Here is a 16,358-nt window from a genome sequence, read left to right as displayed (position 1 = left end):
GTTTAATTGTGGTTTTTACCAAACAACCCCGACCCGGTAGCAGCATCCCTTTGACCATAAGTGCGGTTGGGACTTGGTAGGCTATACCGGGACAGCCTCATATTACCCACTCAATTAGTGGTTAACTCCGGTACAACACCCAAGAATGGGCCTCAAAACCTCCGCTACCGATGCCCTACCTCTGACGGACCTCTGAAGAAAAACGGTACCACCAGCGCAGGAAAACCCGATAACGATGCACCAACTGCGGGGTCTCAACAACCATTCAACACCTCAAATTCACCCAACGGAATTAGCTATGCTTTTATCGCCTGGAATACCAGCATTAGCTTTCAACACGCAAAGCCCCGTAAAAGTACCCGCCAATTCCAGCTGTATATGTAAGCCGGTACTGGGACGTCATGTATTCATACTCCCGTTCACCCCTGTTACGAAGTACAGCTCGACGGGATCTACTTTGGTGCAGATTATGGCATATGTCGCCATAGCCGCGTCGTTCTTATATCGTCTATGCAGACAGAAAATTGGGTTACGGAATAGAATGTGTGCCTGTTCTAATGTTCCTAACCTGAACTGTGGGCCGTATTCTGAAGCTCTTACACCGTATCCCTTACCCGCTAAAACCCTAAGCAAGACGGAAGTGTAGAGCATGATTACTCGAACAGCTATAGCGGTTCTGGAGGTTTTGACGGTGCCGATACTCTGCTAGAAGCTCGCTGAGGAACACTGCTTGTGGCATGTGTAGCCATAAAGTACTGCGAGGCTTGTCCACTAGCAGGGTGCTCATGAAGAAGAACGGCTGGATCACAACGTAGATAACCGCTAAGTGCACAGGGGAGTGAATACAGGATAAAGGGATAGGCGATGTCCCAAGGCGCCCGTGATAAGGCTCGTCAAATTGTGGCTAAGCAAGTAAGATACTGTCAGCATGAGACATTGACATCGCCGATGAAACTAAGCTGATTGTAGTAGAGCCATCGCATGCTAGTATCCCCTGGAATCTTAGGGTGAAACTAATTGGTTAAAAGCTGTTTTAGTAAATATGGGGTTTATTGCTAGCCTCGACTTCTGACTCGGTCTGCGGTCGAAGCTGTCCTACGATCTTTCCTTGGTAACGCAGTCTTGCAGTATGAGGGTCTTATCCGTGGAACTTATGAGCTATAAACGGGGGTCTCTGGAAAGGTATGGTTCACATACATACATGTCACCCGGAGAATAGGGGAACGAGGCAATTTATAAGGCACCAAGTCTGCTTTTGCTCATACCGCTAGGTTTATCCTGAGATGCTATCCCGCAGAATAACGAGTCTTATAATGGTACGCGCGGCTTATAGCCAGCGCAGGTGACTGTGGTTGCCCCGTAAAATAAGCTGTGAGCGTGAGAACGCGACACAAAGTGTAGAAAACCTGGCCATGACTGGCAGCTACCAACAACCTTCGGTAGGCTAGAACGGGTTAGCGGTAGGCGCATCCACCGCGTCGATCACAAGATAAAGGAGCAGGCAATGTCCCAGGACGCCCGCGAGAAGGCCCGCCAAATTGCGGCTAAACAATCAAAGCGTGGCAATGTCGCGACGAACCGTCGATGGATACAACTTACCGTACTCGGCGTAGTCGTTGTTATTGTTTTCGTTATTGGCTTTGTTTATATCAATGGTCAGAACAATAAAGTACCCGAATCGGGTCCTGTGCCTGCGAGTTCGAATGAGTACGGCGGAATTGTGCTGACTAAGGACGGAATCGTCCAAAACTCCTCAACACGAGACACCCGTAACTATAAGGAACTAGGGGACTCTAACGCCTCCTACACTCCCTCGGTGAATGGTACCCCGCAGGCGGGCAAGAAGCTGCCACTCGGCGTTCAGTCGGCGGATGAAGCCTCTAAGAACGGTAAACCGGTGCGCGTGACGATCTTCCAAGACTACAATTGCGTGCACTGCCATGAGTTTGAGGATCAGTACGGCGAGGAACTGAAGAAACAGGTTCAAGAGGGTAATATCGAACTCGAAATCCGTAACCTGACCTTCCTCGATCAGAATTCGCCCACCCAGTACTCGGCACGTACCGCTAACGCCGCATACGCCGTTGCTAACCAGGTGAGTGCAGATAAATTTTTGGACTTCCAGAAAGAACTGTTTAGTCACCAGGGAACCGGCGACCTGAACAACCAGCAGATCGCCGATATAGCATCTAAATACGGTGCAAATATCGGTTCGGATATGAACGATAACAAGTGGCGTTCTCTTGTGGATGTCGTGACCGCAGAATCCTCGAAGAACGACATTGGGGGCACCCCGACCGTTTTTGTGGATGGTGAACAATACACCAGCAATGACTTCACTGGCTTCCTTCAGGGGAAGATCGACGCCAAGAAGAATAACAATAACCCGCAGCAGTAATATAAAAGGATTCGCCCGCAAGCGCTAAGCCTGCGGGCGAATCCTTTCTATTGTGTTTTAACCTCAAAGGATACTGACACACTAGTCTAAGATTCCAATGCATGATTTTGCATGAGAGGGCATCTCTGTTAAGGCTCATCGACCGTCTAACATTTTCTGAGCCGTATGAACATAGTTCGAAATCTAAAAGACTCAAAAAGTATAGTGATACGGGAAAACAGCGTTTAAGCAGACACATATAAAAACAGTGAACACGATAAACTTTCATAACATCCACTTTTGAATTAGCATCCCTGTGCGTTTGCTGTACACTAGAAGACGTTGCCTCCTTAGCTCAGCTGGCCAGAGCATCGGTCTTGTAAACCGAGGGTCACCGGTTCGAATCCGGTAGGGGGCTCCACGAAAGTCCTGATTCATGCGTTACGCAGCTGATGCGTTGAATCGGGACTTTCCCCTTACAGGTCGTTAGCATTATATGAGACCACACACCGATTTACAGAGCAGCACAGGACACGCGATATTATGGCAGCAGGTCAACCCGCAATGCATCAGCAAGCGGCGCAAACCCCGACTGTATCATCACCCTCAAACTCTTACCCCCTCGAAAACTTTATTGAAACTCGGGGATTCCGCCCCGAAATTCAGGGTCTGCGTGCATTCGCAGTACTCCTGGTAGTGCTATACCATGTCTGGTTTGGTAGGGTATCCGGCGGCGTGGACGTCTTTCTATTCATCTCGGCGTTCCTGCTCTCACTCTCGAATATGCGCAAAATCAACGAGGGCAGGCCGCTTAACCTCTTCACATACTGGCTACACGTGTTCCAACGCTTGCTTCCGGTAGCGACCGTAACCATCGCGGGAACGACCATCGCATCATTTTTTATCCTACCGCCAAGCCGCTGGGCCGATATGCTCGCGGATGCGAAGGGATCCCTCTTTTACTACCAGAACTGGCATCTTGCTTTTAACTCGGTAGATTACTATGCGCAAAACGCGGCATCGAAAACCCCGTTCCAGCACTTCTGGTCGCTGTCTATTCAGGGACAGATTTTTATTCTGTGGCCGTTGCTCTTCGCGCTGGTCGCATACCTTGTGCATCGTTTCCGCTGGAATCTGTTCACGACAACCATTTTGGTTTTCGATACGGTCTTTGTGGCATCTTTGACGTTTTCGATTATTGAAACCGAGACAAACCAGGGGTTCGCATACTTCGATACCCGCACCCGTCTCTGGGAATTTGCTGTCGGGACGCTGCTCGCCATGGTAACCCTCAAATGGAAGGCCCCTGAGAAGGCGCGCGTCATCATGGGGTGGATCGGCGTTTTTGGGCTTGTGACCTGTGGCGCCTTCCTGCCCGTGCAGCGCTCCTTTCCCGGATTCTTAGCGCTGTATCCAGTAGTTTCAGGTGCTCTCGTCATTATGGCGGGCCGTACCAACAGTCGGTGGGGTGTAGACCGCTGGCTGGTCTCTAAACCTCTGCAGAGTCTCGGCAATATCTCCTACGCCCTGTACCTAGTGCACTGGCCCATCCTGATCTTGTACAGCACCGCTGTAGAGAAACCCCACGTGAACTTTCTCGAAGGAACCGCCATTATTGCGGTATCTATTGGCTTAGCCTGGGTTCTGATCCAGTTCGTGGAGAAACCGCTGCGTTACCGTAAAGACCCTTTCATTCCCTGGCTGATGAAAATACTGCGGTTTAAGAGGGTTTTCGCGGTCAAAACATGGGCCGATCAGCTTGCCTTCCTGGCCGCAACCTTTTTACTGGCAGGAATACCTCTTGCCGGTGCGCAGGCGTGGGTAAACTACTCCAATACTCAGGCGAGCATTCAGGCAGAAACGCAGACCCAGACTGCAACCGATAATCACCTAGGTGCTCGCGCCATCGGCACAGATCAGGCACTCATGCACGACGACCCTATCCCCAATGGTGATTTGAAGAATCAATACGAGATGTTGAGCGACGGCAAATGCGAAGGCAATTTTGCCCTCTCTCATGACTCACTCAAGAAGTACTGCTCTTCGCAGAAGAACGGAACAGATGATTCGCCGCTTATGATGGTCGTCGGTAACTCCCACGCGGAACAGGCAATGGCCATGTTCAAACCCGTTGCCGAGCAGTCCAAAGTTAATATGCAGTCGATCCTCTTGGGCGGATGCCAGTATCCGCAGCAGGATGCATCATCCTCGAACGAGTGCGCCGAGTTTAACCGAGACGTCACCGAAGAAATTCTGCAGCGTAAGCCGCAGACCGTGGTGATTATCGCAACCATCGCGGAGGCGCGGTCTAATGAGGAGCGCATCGACCCGGCCTTGGAGGAAACGGTCAAGAAATTCACGGACGCCGGAATACAGGTGGTCGGTGTGCGCGATAACCCGCGGTACGACTACAACGTATACGAATGCGCACAGAAGGCGGGAGACGACCTGGAATCCTGCGCGCGCCCGGTCTCTGAGAAACTGGCTGAAAAGAACCCCGCCCAAGAGGTCTTTGACAAATACAAGGATAAGGGCGCGGTGCTGGTAGATATGACTGACCTGTACTGCCCGGAAGGAATGTGCCAACCGGTTGTCGGGAACGTCTACGTGTACATAGACGAGAACCATGTGAGCAAGGCATACGGGCGTACTATGGCGAAAACTATGCTTGAACGCGCCGCCAAGGGTGGCTGGATACCCACTGGCATGCTCTCGCTCTAAACACGTGCCAAGAATATACGATGCCGTGTCTTCTTACCGGAAGGCACGGCATCGGTACGTCTGAAGCCTCGGTGAACGGCGGCCGCCGCACGTTTACTATGCAGCGATGAAGTTTCATGTGCATATTTTGCAGACATCATATAGATATCATGATCATGCAGGGGAGAAGGAACGACGTGTGCTCGTTGAAGGTGAAGGGACTCTCTGGCTAAGGTCTTCACACGGGACATGAAAAAGCTTTCATTCATACGCAGGAAGATACACACTCTTAGGCCCGGTGTTAGTAGGTGCCGTGATCGTGGTATGCGCTGATTCTGCAGCCGCAAACCTATTCCGGCATATAAAATTTCTGTAGGCATTTTTATGGCGTCTTCAGTACCCTCATACTTATCTGGTTGCTCGTGCAGAACCGAAAGGAAGGTAAATCATGAAAACCGTAACTGAGCGTACTCTGCGCGTAGACAACGTGAGCCTAGGATACGGCGCACAGCCTATCGTCAAAGACCTGAGCTTAGAATTCCCGCAGGGCAAGGTCACCGCCATTATCGGCCCCAACGGATGCGGTAAATCCACGCTTCTGCGGGGTGTTTCGCGACTCTTGCATCCCCTTGACGGCGAGTTTTTGCTCGATGGTAAGCCTACGCATCAGTACTCCATGAAGGGGTTCGCACGCATGGTCGGGCTTATGCCGCAGCATCCTATTGCGCCTGAAGGCATTACCGTTGCCGATTTGGTTTCGCGGGGGCGCTACCCCTATCAAGGGCTTTTCAAACGTAATAGTGCCGAAGATGATGAGGCGGTAGCCTGGGCCCTAGAGGCCACCGATACGATGTCGCTCGCCGAACGCCAAGTAACCGAGCTTTCCGGCGGTCAGCGCCAGCGTGTGTGGATTGCGATGGCGCTTGCGCAGGAGACCGATATTCTGCTGTTGGATGAGCCGACCACGTACCTTGACCTGGCACATCAGGTGGAGCTGCTGGATTTACTGGCGGACCTGAACGAAGAACGCGGAACCACCATGATTATGGTGCTGCACGAGCTGAATCTTGCCGCTCGCGTTGCAGACTATCTAATTGCCATGAAGGACGGGCAGATCGTCAGTCGCGGATCTGCTCACGAGGTGCTGACCTCCAGAAATCTTAACGATATTTTTGGGCTCAAGGCCGAGGTTGCTGATCCGTTTAGTGACGGGAGCGTGGTGGTGGTGCCGCATCATCGGTCTGCGCACGCTTCGCAGAAGATACTGGACGACGTGAACCCGTGAAATAAGGCTTATAAAACAGGAGCGAGAAACCCGAACAAAACGCGGTTACGGTATGTTTGAGTTTGCTGCACGATTGGTTTGCCCTGCCTGAAACCGCACGCAGCTGGATGTCTGCGGTCAATACCTAAGACAGACATATTATTCATGGGATACTGGCGGGTAGATAAAACCAAAAGTTAGGAAGTACCTACCATGCTCAAACTCGATAAAAATGCCAGACTGCACGGCGAACCTGTGCGTTATGTGGCAATGGGCGACTCGTTTACCGAAGGCGTGGGTGATGTCGATACCGACCGTCCCAACCAGGTGCGCGGCTGGGCAGATCGCGTTGCGGAAACTATCGGCTCAGTCGATGCTCAGGCGCAGTACGCTAACTTGGCGATCCGCGGGCTTTTGATGCACCAGATCGTTGAGCAGCAGCTGGAGGCCACCCTAGAACTGAGACCGAACCTCGTTAGCTTCTACGGCGGCGGCAACGATATTATTAGCCTAAACGTGAATATAGATGAGATTATCTCGCACGCAGAGCGAGCCTTTGCGGCTCTGCGCGCGGAAGGAATCGAGGTTCTGACAATTACGGGTCTGGACGTGAAGGGAGAGGGACCCTTTGCTCGGACCCGCCCGCGTACCGCCCTGTATAACGAGCTTCTGCGTACGGTGGCGGATAAATACGGTGTGCACATTATCGATTACTGGCGTATGGACGATTTTCTGGACTGGCGGCTGTGGGCTGACGACCGCCTGCATATGAATGAGTTGGGGCATCAGCGCTTCGCATACCATGTGCTGACGCAGCTTGGGCTGGGGCATCTGGCGCAGGATGTGGACCTTATCGCCGGTGAAGAAGAGCCTCCGCCGCTGCGTGAGAGAGTTGCCGAAAGTGCGTATTGGGTAAGAACGCATGCTCTGCCTTGGATGGGCCGGCAGCTGACTGGGCGCAGTTTGGGGGATGGACTAAGCGCGAGGTACCCGAATTTGGTTCCTGCCGCTGGTCTTGGCGAGCCGGTAGAACTCGAAGAATAACCTGCCGTATGCCGTAAAATACGGGTTTCTACGAGTTAAGATGTTAATCTCACATTTAAAATTTCAACGATGTAATTAGACGTTTGTCACATGGATATCGACAAGGGATGAAAACTTCGTCATGAACTACCTTAAACTCCCTTGTGACTTGAGGAAACAGCGAGAACTGGTAGAATAAGCGGGTAACTCTATCGCGACCTTTCGGCGTGCCCGGAAGAAGTCTGTATCAAATGGTTACCCCTCAAAATCCAAAAAATCCTTGGTTTTTAAGGGGAGTTTCTGGCGTGCAGGCTTGCGTGAGTTGCTGGATTTACCTAGAATTTAACGCTGTTCGTAGTGGTGGAAACGCCTCTCGACACTAAATTATGCTTCACCGTTTTTCCCGCGGCGGGGATTGACATCTGGATCTCACCCAGATGCCGGTCTCAAACACTCTAGCCCGGAGAATAACCCGGTGCTTCTACATTGGTGACGGGACGTACGAGTAACATCGACTGCGCATCCGTCAGAAAAGTCAATCAATAAGGAGTGAAACATGGCAGCAGTCTGCCAGGTGACCGGAGCTGTTCCCGGCTTTGGACACAGCATTTCGCACTCGCATCGCCGCAATAAGCGTCGATTCGATCCGAACGTTCAGAAGAAGACCTATTGGGTTCCTTCGCTTCGCCGTAAGGTGACCCTGAACGTGTCCGCTAAGGGCATTAAGGTTATCGATGCTCGTGGCATTGATGCCGTGGTCGCAGAAATCATCGCACGCGGGGAGAAGATCTAGTACATGGCATCCAAGGCTAAGGACCTGCGTCCTATTATCAAACTCAAGTCCACTGCAGGCACCGGGTACACCTATGTAACCCGTAAGAATCGCCGCAATAATCCTGACCGTATGGTGCTAAAGAAGTACGATCCCGTGGTTCGCAAGCACGTTGACTTCCGAGAGGAGCGCTAAGAATGGCTAAGAAGTCAAAGATCGCTCGTAACGAGCAGCGCAAGGTCATCGTAGCTCGCTACGACGAGAAGCGTCGAGAACTGAAGAAGACGCTGGTGAACGAGAACGCTACCCCCGAGGAGCGCGAAGCAGCACGTGTAGCTTTGCAGAAGCTACCCCGCAACGCATCTCCCGTCCGCGTTCGCAACCGTGACCAGATCGACGGTCGTCCGCGCGGTACCTTCCAGAAGTTTGGTATCTCCCGCGTACGCTTCCGCGAGATGGCACACCGTGGCGAATTGCCCGGTATTACTAAGTCAAGCTGGTAATTTCTGGTATTTTGTACCTAGGCGAGTTATTTTTCCTCGTGAAAAGCAGCTCGACTTAGTCTGAAAAAGATAAGTCTCAGGAAGGGGCACCCCAAATGGCTAAGAACCGTACCGAACTTGTTGCAGAGGTAGCAGAGAAGTCTGGCAAGAGCCAGGCAACCGTGAACGCAGTGCTCGACGCAGTGTTCCAGGCTTTCGAGACCTCCGTCTCTAAGGGCGAGAAGATCACCATCCCCGGCTGGTTGGCTATCGAGCGTACCGACCGTGCAGCTCGTACCGGTCGCAACCCGCAGACCGGTGAAACCATCCAGATTCCCGCTGGTCACGGTGTGAAGCTGACCGCAGGCTCCAAGCTGAAGGCAGCAGTCGCTACCAAGAAGAAGGCCACCAAGGCCACCTCCAAGAAGAAGAAGTAACTTCTTGAGACTTCTAGGACCTGATAGGGGCTCCCACCACACGGTGGGAGCCCCTATGTTTATGGTTTGTTTTCTCTGTCTGAGAGCTTCTGTCTCGTGATAACGCCCGATACCAAACTCCGTTTGAAAAGGTTGTCAAGACGGGATAGACTACCGGGGACGGAATTTTATTCTTCTAAGAACTTCACGTCGATCTTACGCATCGCAACATTACGCTGTAATGCCTTTCGTCCCAAGAAAAGCGGGCAACACCTTGTCACCTAAAAGTCTCAATCAGGTTAGCTAAAATAGTAGTAAGTAATGTTGCAGCCTGAAAATATATCCTGTTATGACACAGAAACACTCAGAAAGACATACCGTGACCATCGTACCGAGAAAGTATAGTGCTCTTCCGTTAGCCCTTGCAGGGCTTGGTCTGTTGAGCGCGTGTGCATCCTCCGAACCTCAGGATCCGGTGACTCCCGCCGTGGTGACAGTGACTGCATCCCCCTCAACACATGGTACGGCTGCGGAACCTTCACCTTCGGCAACCTCTAACTCTTCGGCAGATCCCGCCCATGCCCCCGCCGCGACCCAGGGTAATGGGGGAGAAGGAAATACTTCCGGCGGCTCGGTGAATGGTGATACTAATCAGAATCAGCCCGGAACCGGCGGGAACAATACGCCCGCGCAACGTAACAATGGTGGATCTCCAACCGAACCCAAGGTGAATGTGAATGGTTCCTGGACCCACACGAACTCCGAAGGCGATAAAATCACCGTTGAGACGAGCGGCGCGTGGGAGGTTATCAAGAGCGACGGCGAGGTCATTAGAGTGAGCGCAAGCGGCGCATGGACCCAGACCGACCATGACGGCGAGGTTATTACGGTTAATGCCGACGGCTCGTGGTCAGTCTCCGAGAATGGCATTGTTGAGGATGAAGAAGACCGGCCTGAAATCCCTGCAATTCCTGGAAAACCCAATAATCCGGAGGCGGCAACTCCGGTAGCCCCTGCAGCTCCGCGTTAAGACGCGGTTCTGTGCGGAAAACTGGTATACACAATATATAACTATAAATGATATAAATATGTAAGTATTATTAAATACTTTATATATAAACTTTATAAGTATTTCACCCTGTTCTCAAAATATCTATAAATCAAATGGTCCTTGCACAAAGATCTCTGTGGTCGACTGCTCGGGTGATACTCTACTAAGCTGAGTTTTCTTGTGCTCCGGCATTTCTTGTCGTTGAGTGTATGACTCTTGATGCGCGAATGAAGTTTTTCCTTGTGGAGCAGGGGTTTGTATGTCGGGAGGATGGAGACCTTCACATAGAACTCTCGTAAGTGTAAAGAAAATATATATAAAAATGCTGATTAGCTTTAATCTGTAGTTTCACGTCCGAGATTTTGAAGTGTTTCCCAAGATATTCTTGAGGGTACCCGCAGAAATTAACGTGATATTTTTCAAGAAACGTGTTAATGGATAGCTTCAAGAAGCGGAACACCTTTAGAATAGATGTATCCCTTCTTCCGGAAGGACTATTTATCCCGCAACGACGCTCTTCAGTGGGGATCGCTATAACACCATATTTTTCGGTGCTGTGGTGCGCTCATGCTGAACGTCTGGGTGGTCGCAACGGGACGTCATCACCGGTTTATAGAAAGAAATGCAATGAGCATGAAGAGAACCTACGCCGTTGTATCGGTGGCTGTGGCGAGTATTCTTGCCCTGAGCGCCTGCGGCTCCTCAAATGAGGCGTCTTCCTCCGTAACATTATCGCCCAACAGCAGCTCCTCAAGCTCAAAATCTTCTCCCACGAAATCTAAGTCTCCAAGTCCCAGTTCCTCGGCAAGTTCATCCCCTTCTGCGACGGCGACTGAAACCGCAACCCCCGAGCCTGCGGATGCTACTCCCTCTTCAACCGCCGAGAGTAATACTACAGGTGAAGCCGTGAATGCTCCCACGCTCACAGATGCGGCAACAGCCCCCGAATCTCCGGCTGCTAATTCTCCTGAGGAAAGCGCAGCAGCTGGTGGTGCAGATGCGAATAAGGATGTCGATGAAGCGGCGAAGCCGGCTGACGGCTCTGGTGGAAGTAACTCCGGACAGCAGGGAAATTCTGGAGGTCAGGGAGGAGCAGGATCCGCAAATAAAAATGGCGGTTCGCAAGGATCTACCGGCAACAAGGGAAATGGCGGTGCTTCTAGTATCAAGGTGAACCGCGATGGTTCGTGGTCTCAGACCGCTGCGGATGGAAGCACTATCAAAGTTGATTCCGATGGCTCGTGGAAACGCAAGAATGCCGATGGAACCCGAATTCGTGTGTACGACGACGGATCGTGGGTGCAAAAGTATCCGAATGGAAGCGAATTCGGCGTCACCGATAACGGCGAATGGTACTCCTCTAATGGATGGCGAATTTCGTCCTACACGCCCCCAGCGCCCACGTATCCTGGACGGGGGACGGCTCGTCCAGCACAGCCTAAGCGCGCTGTTTGGCAGGGGCGCGGGTAATAAAAACGGCTGACTTTCTGCCCTGAGATGGGAAAACACGTGAAAACTGTAAAAATTATAGCGAGTCTTGCTCTGGCATTTGCTTCTGCTCTGACGCTAAGCGCTTGCGTTGCTCATAGTTCCAGCGGTTCGGCCGCCTCTCCATCGGTGTCGAAAACTCCTAAGCCTTTTCCGTCCGTTACGGTACGCAGTATGGAGGAACAAACCACACAGGTTTCCTCGGATGGTTCATGGTCTTATGTGTCCAATGATGGTTTGCAGGTGAAAGTCAATGCTGACGGTTCTTGGACTAAAACCGGGATTATGGGCGAGGAAACTGCGGTGTCGGCAGATGGGTCATGGACCCATAAAGCTCGAATCGAGATTGCAGAGCAGGGAACAGTGCAAGGCTCCCAGGCTAAGGTGCAGGCGGATGGTGGCTACACGACTGTGAAGAAAGGCGGGCAGCCCGGAACTACGAAACCTACGGTTCCTCAGATGCCTGAAAGACCTGCAAACCCTCAGGCGGTAACGCCTAAGACCCCGGTTGAGCCCTCGTATGCTCTGCAATAGTTTGTGACTGCGACCTCTGTCGTGAGGACTTTCAGGAACCGAAGCGCCGCATCCACAAGGCTAGGATGCGGTGCTTCGGCTTTTCATCTGCCTGCGATAAGAGCCTGTGGTACGGGGGTATACCCCACCCCTTTACTTCCGCGGGAATTTGGGGGCCTGAAATAGGTATAAAAAACCTTAAGATAATTTTTAAGTTTCTTAGGTTAAACACAGGTTTACATAGGCTCAACATAGCTAGAACCAGTAGAATAAAGGTATTCCCGGTAGGGTATAGCTCCTGTAATTTCAGTCTTGTGACGCGAAATTTTCGGGTACTGAACAGTAATTCATCATCAGAAAGACTACGCACATGATCACCAAGAAAACTTCCGCCCTTCTTTCTCTAGCTGTAGCAGGCGTTGTAGCCCTCAGCGCATGCGGTGCCAATAACTCCAATAACGCTTCGAACTCTTCATCGGCATCCGCTTCTGCATCTGCGACTCCCAAGGTCTCCGCCTCTGACGGTTCGGTCACTGTGAATAATGGTGATACCTCTGTTACCGCTGGGGCTGACGGTAATATGCAGATGAAGAACGGCGATTCCACGGTATCTGCTGGTACTAACGGCGGAATGCAAGCGGATAACGGCTCGGGGTCGAGCGCATCCGCTGGCAATAACGGTGGCGGGGCCGGTTCGCATACTGTTGTATCTGATGGGTCGTGGACTTACACTGAGGCTGATGGTGATAATATCGCCGTGGCTTCTGACGGCTCATGGGTTCGCACCGAGACTGATGGCGATATTACCACTGTGAGTTCCGATGGCTCATGGACCGTTAAAGATGGTGGTGATGTAACAGCTGTAAGCGCTGATGGCAGCTACACCGTTCAGGAAGATGGCAAGCCGTCCACGAAGAAGCCAAGCCTTCCGGATCTGCCCAATAAACCAAGCGACTCTAAAGCTGTAACTCCTAAGTCCCCAGTTCAGCCAACCACTGCCGGCTAGATTATTCTAGATAGAGAGTCGATATGCCGTGCGTTGCCTCTGACGCGCTACGGTAACTACTGGTCTAGAAGGCTCCACCCGGACGTAGCATCACGGTATACGGCGCGATAATTCAAGCGGTGCGCATCCTTATGATAAGGATGCGCACCGCTTTGGTGTGTGGATAAAGGGTGGCAAAATAAAACCCCGAAACCATAAGAGACGCTTGTATAAGTGCGAGGTATGTTCTAAGTTTTCTGAGGTCTAAGAGAAGGGTAAATATTTTAAAATATTAATTAATTTTAATAACACAAGGAAATACAGTTAATTGTTTGGGTTAGAAATGAGTATGCGTTAAAGGGTCTATTTATTGCTCTTAGCATAAAAAGAGCCACAGGGAGGGGAAAATTCCTGAAAAATACCGTCAGTGTGTGAGAGAGTTGAAAACCAGTCAATAATCACCGGCAGAAAGGATAGGCGTATGATCGCCAAGAAGACTTCCGCTTTTGTATCTCTGGCTGTTGCGGGCATGGTGGCGCTGAGCGCCTGTGGCTCGGACAATTCTAACGGCTCCTCCTCAAGCTCTTCCGCGGGAAGCGGTGCGTCCGGTTCCGCATCGGCAAACTCTTCAGCTTCCGCTTCCGGCGGCTCAGACTCCTCGAACGCTAGCGGTGGCGCCAGCGGCGATGCTTCGGCAAACTCCAGTGCCGGTTCTGATGCTAGCGGCGGTGCAGACTCAGAGAAGGGGTCTGGTAGCGGATCTAGCGACGGCGCGGGGTCGGAGGATAAATCTGGTTCCGATTCTGGCTCACAATCAGGCAACGAGGGCGGCTCCGGTGGAGGCTCGGGTGCTGAAGGCGGTGGCGGCGCTCAGGGTGGCGCACAATCGGGCAGCGGTGACGGATCAGGCGGCGGAGCGAACGGTTCTGGCGCTGAGGGTGGCGGCGGTGCCCAGGGTGGCACCGCTCCTAACTCTGGAGGCGGTGCTGACGGTAGCGGCGCACAGGGTGGTGGCGCCAATGGCGCTCCTGGATCTGAGGGATACGTTCTGGTCTCGGAAGACGGCTCTTGGACTGCTACTGAACCCGACGGCGATACGGTTACGGTCTACTACGATGGCTCTTGGACTAGGACCGACGCTTCCGATGGTCACACCGATCTGGTGGGCATCGACGGCTCCTGGGTTAAGAACGAAGGCAATACGGTGACGGCTGTGCAGTACAACGGCGCCTACAATGTGATGGTTAACGGTCAGGCTACGTCCGAAAAACCCACCGACCTGCCGGATCTTCCCGTGGTTCCCAATACTCCGGGAGCGGCAACTCCTAAAACGCCTCTCAACCCGACCACTGCGGGCTAGTACCTGCGGGCAGCCGTGAGGCGGCTGTGTAATTTGGCGCGCATCCTTAGTGTTTGAGGATGCGCGCCTTATTTCTGCTAAAAATACGGAAGATATAAATATGATGGGGGAATTTAACCATTGGATATGCAATTAAACTACATAATTTTATGCACGCCATTTCGAAAATATTTATGGAAATGCAATGTATTTACGGCTCATAGCATAAAAACGTTCCGCACCTGGGATAAATCCCTGAAAAATACTTTAGGTGTGTGAGAGGGTGGGTTTTGAACCAACAATTACCGGCAGAAAGGATAGGCGTATGATCGCCAAGAAGACTTCTGTTTTTGTGTCCCTGGCTGTTGCTGGCGTGGTGGCGCTGAGCGCATGTGGCTCTGGCAGCTCCGGTGGTGACTCCTCCTCAAGCTCATCCTCAGCATCTACATCGTCAAGTTCATCAGCCTCGCAGGGATCCGTGACCACGGACAACGGCGGCACATCAGGCGACTCCGGTTCAGGCGGTGGCGCTGGCGGCGGCTCGGGCGCAGAAAATAATTCTGGCGGCGGCTCACAGATGGAGAATGGCGGCGGATCCGGCGGCGGCACTGGTTCAGACCCTTCAGCTGGCGGCAACATGCAGACCGGTGAGAGCGGTACCGGTGGTCAGATGCAGACGAAGCCCGGCAGCGAAGGTGGAGCCCGTATGGATAACCCGCCGGAGGAACAACAGCAGCAACAGCCCCAGCAAGGGCAGCCTCAGCAGGGACAACAGCAGCCTCAGCAACAGCAAAAGCAGTAACCTGAGGCATTCGCCCCTCTGCGGCGGTATGCTGCCGCCGAAACAGGCGAGTTTCGGTGTATCTGTGCATATGGCGCGCATCCTTGAACGTGAGGATGCGCGTCATTGTGGCGCTCAAAACGTTAACCAGCCGAACATGTCACATCTTCGCCGTGAAATACCTGGTCAGCTGACAAACCGGTAGAATGTGGGATATTGACAGGTTGCGGGTACACCCGCATATGACGACTACGAGCGAGGGGGCGGAACATGCACACACGCGCAAAGACGCGCCCTCATACCCGCCTTCTCGCCGTCAAAGACTGTGCCGAACGGGAATCATCGCCGCGTGAGGTACAGTCAGCAACCGCTACTAGGCGAGGCGCCCGTGTGATGCGTGCCTGGCTTATCTCGGCATCTGCGGTTCTGCTGGGCTCGGCAGGGCATACTCTTGCCGGAGGCGGGGTCGCGCATCCGATGATTCTTGCGCTTTGTACCGCGTTAGGGGCGCTCGCCGCTCTGGGACTTCTAGCGCTTCTCGAACGTATAACGCGCTCACGGCAGCGAGCCCTCTACCTGGGCACCGCAGCAGGCGCTCTCACCGTACAAACCCTGCTCCACGGTGTTTTCAACCTATCCCACGGATCCGCTCAGGCGGCGCATCGTGTGGTGGCACTGCAAGGAAACTACGCGCACGGTCATGCACATGCGCCCGGAACACCCCTCGCCCTTGAACACGGGAATGGGTTCAGTCACGCCGTCGCCCAGCACGCTACTGGCACTATGATCGGGGTGCACGCTCTTGCAGCCCTACTAAGCCTTATACTTTTGCACCGTGGTGAACGCGCTCTCGCGCAGGCATTGTGGGCTTTACACTGTTATCTGAATACACGTTTGCAGTCCGCTCTGCGCGTTCCGGTGCTGGCGCCGCTTCCTGTCTTTCCCCGTATATACGGACGTTTTGTCATATCCGTTTATCTTCGTCGGCTGATGCTGGCGTTCTCCCGCGTGGAGCGAGGACCGCCTGCAGTCTTGGGAAACCCCGCGTAACCCCAACCATCGCCCGTGCTACGAGTCTGCCCACCGGCTGGCTCGCGTGAGTGTATACACCTTCCTCGACTGAAACCGAGCGTGAAAGCGCATGCAGCATGGGCATTCGATGCAGAT

General features: G+C 52.7%; 15 protein-coding genes and 1 tRNA gene. All 16 read left to right on the top strand.

Annotated features, from left to right (window positions below; genetic code table 11):
* Window positions 1-1,504 precede the first annotated feature (1,504 nt).
* Window positions 1,505-2,398, top strand: a complete 894-nt coding sequence (locus HMPREF3016_RS02465; RefSeq protein ID WP_013398485.1) for a DsbA family protein — start codon at window positions 1,505-1,507, stop codon at window positions 2,396-2,398.
* A gap of 323 nt (window positions 2,399-2,721) precedes the next feature.
* Window positions 2,722-2,798, top strand: a tRNA-Thr gene (locus tag HMPREF3016_RS02460).
* Window positions 2,799-2,941: 143 nt separating this feature from the next.
* Window positions 2,942-5,098 (top strand): acyltransferase family protein, encoded by a 2,157-nt coding sequence (locus HMPREF3016_RS02455; RefSeq protein WP_041321961.1) that lies wholly within the window; start codon window positions 2,942-2,944, stop codon window positions 5,096-5,098.
* 427 nt (window positions 5,099-5,525) lie between these two features.
* A complete protein-coding gene (locus tag HMPREF3016_RS02445) occupies window positions 5,526-6,362 on the top strand; it encodes an ABC transporter ATP-binding protein (protein ID WP_048752851.1) in 837 nt (278 codons plus the stop codon).
* A gap of 192 nt (window positions 6,363-6,554) precedes the next feature.
* Entirely contained in the window at window positions 6,555-7,385 is an 831-nt protein-coding gene (locus HMPREF3016_RS02440) for an SGNH/GDSL hydrolase family protein (protein WP_070536358.1), read from the top strand.
* A 535-nt stretch (window positions 7,386-7,920) separates the two neighbouring features.
* A complete protein-coding gene (rpmB, locus tag HMPREF3016_RS02435) occupies window positions 7,921-8,157 on the top strand; it encodes a 50S ribosomal protein L28 (RefSeq protein ID WP_004005966.1) in 237 nt (78 codons plus the stop codon).
* Window positions 8,158-8,160: 3 nt separating this feature from the next.
* Window positions 8,161-8,331, top strand: a complete 171-nt coding sequence (gene rpmG, locus HMPREF3016_RS02430; protein ID WP_004005967.1) for a 50S ribosomal protein L33 — start codon at window positions 8,161-8,163, stop codon at window positions 8,329-8,331.
* Window positions 8,332-8,333: 2 nt separating this feature from the next.
* Window positions 8,334-8,639: a 30S ribosomal protein S14 gene (gene rpsN / locus HMPREF3016_RS02425; protein ID WP_004005968.1), complete on the top strand. Its 306-nt coding sequence runs from the start codon at window positions 8,334-8,336 to the stop codon at window positions 8,637-8,639.
* A gap of 95 nt (window positions 8,640-8,734) precedes the next feature.
* Window positions 8,735-9,055: an HU family DNA-binding protein gene (locus HMPREF3016_RS02420; RefSeq protein ID WP_004005969.1), complete on the top strand. Its 321-nt coding sequence runs from the start codon at window positions 8,735-8,737 to the stop codon at window positions 9,053-9,055.
* 328 nt (window positions 9,056-9,383) lie between these two features.
* Window positions 9,384-10,064, top strand: a complete 681-nt coding sequence (locus HMPREF3016_RS02415) for a hypothetical protein (RefSeq protein ID WP_210399779.1) — start codon at window positions 9,384-9,386, stop codon at window positions 10,062-10,064.
* A 648-nt stretch (window positions 10,065-10,712) separates the two neighbouring features.
* Complete coding sequence (locus HMPREF3016_RS02405) at window positions 10,713-11,555, top strand: hypothetical protein (protein WP_070520263.1); 843 nt, start codon at window positions 10,713-10,715, stop codon at window positions 11,553-11,555.
* Window positions 11,556-11,594: 39 nt separating this feature from the next.
* A complete protein-coding gene (locus HMPREF3016_RS02400) occupies window positions 11,595-12,107 on the top strand; it encodes a cell surface protein (protein WP_246827968.1) in 513 nt (170 codons plus the stop codon).
* Between the two features lie 349 nt (window positions 12,108-12,456).
* Entirely contained in the window at window positions 12,457-13,092 is a 636-nt protein-coding gene (locus HMPREF3016_RS02390) for a hypothetical protein (protein ID WP_048754494.1), read from the top strand.
* A 460-nt stretch (window positions 13,093-13,552) separates the two neighbouring features.
* Window positions 13,553-14,431, top strand: coding sequence for a hypothetical protein (locus HMPREF3016_RS11405; RefSeq protein WP_070739855.1), 879 nt, complete (start codon window positions 13,553-13,555; stop codon window positions 14,429-14,431).
* Between the two features lie 304 nt (window positions 14,432-14,735).
* Window positions 14,736-15,212, top strand: coding sequence for a hypothetical protein (locus HMPREF3016_RS02380; protein ID WP_070739852.1), 477 nt, complete (start codon window positions 14,736-14,738; stop codon window positions 15,210-15,212).
* 249 nt (window positions 15,213-15,461) lie between these two features.
* A complete protein-coding gene (locus tag HMPREF3016_RS02375) occupies window positions 15,462-16,241 on the top strand; it encodes a hypothetical protein (RefSeq protein WP_070695846.1) in 780 nt (259 codons plus the stop codon).
* Window positions 16,242-16,358 lie beyond the last annotated feature (117 nt).

Origin of the sequence: Rothia sp. HMSC065D02 (assembly GCF_001815285.1) — a bacterium.
Taxonomy (GTDB): domain Bacteria; phylum Actinomycetota; class Actinomycetes; order Actinomycetales; family Micrococcaceae; genus Rothia; species Rothia dentocariosa.
Note: the sequence above shows the minus strand (reverse complement) of the source record. Positions and strands in the feature narration are given on the sequence as shown.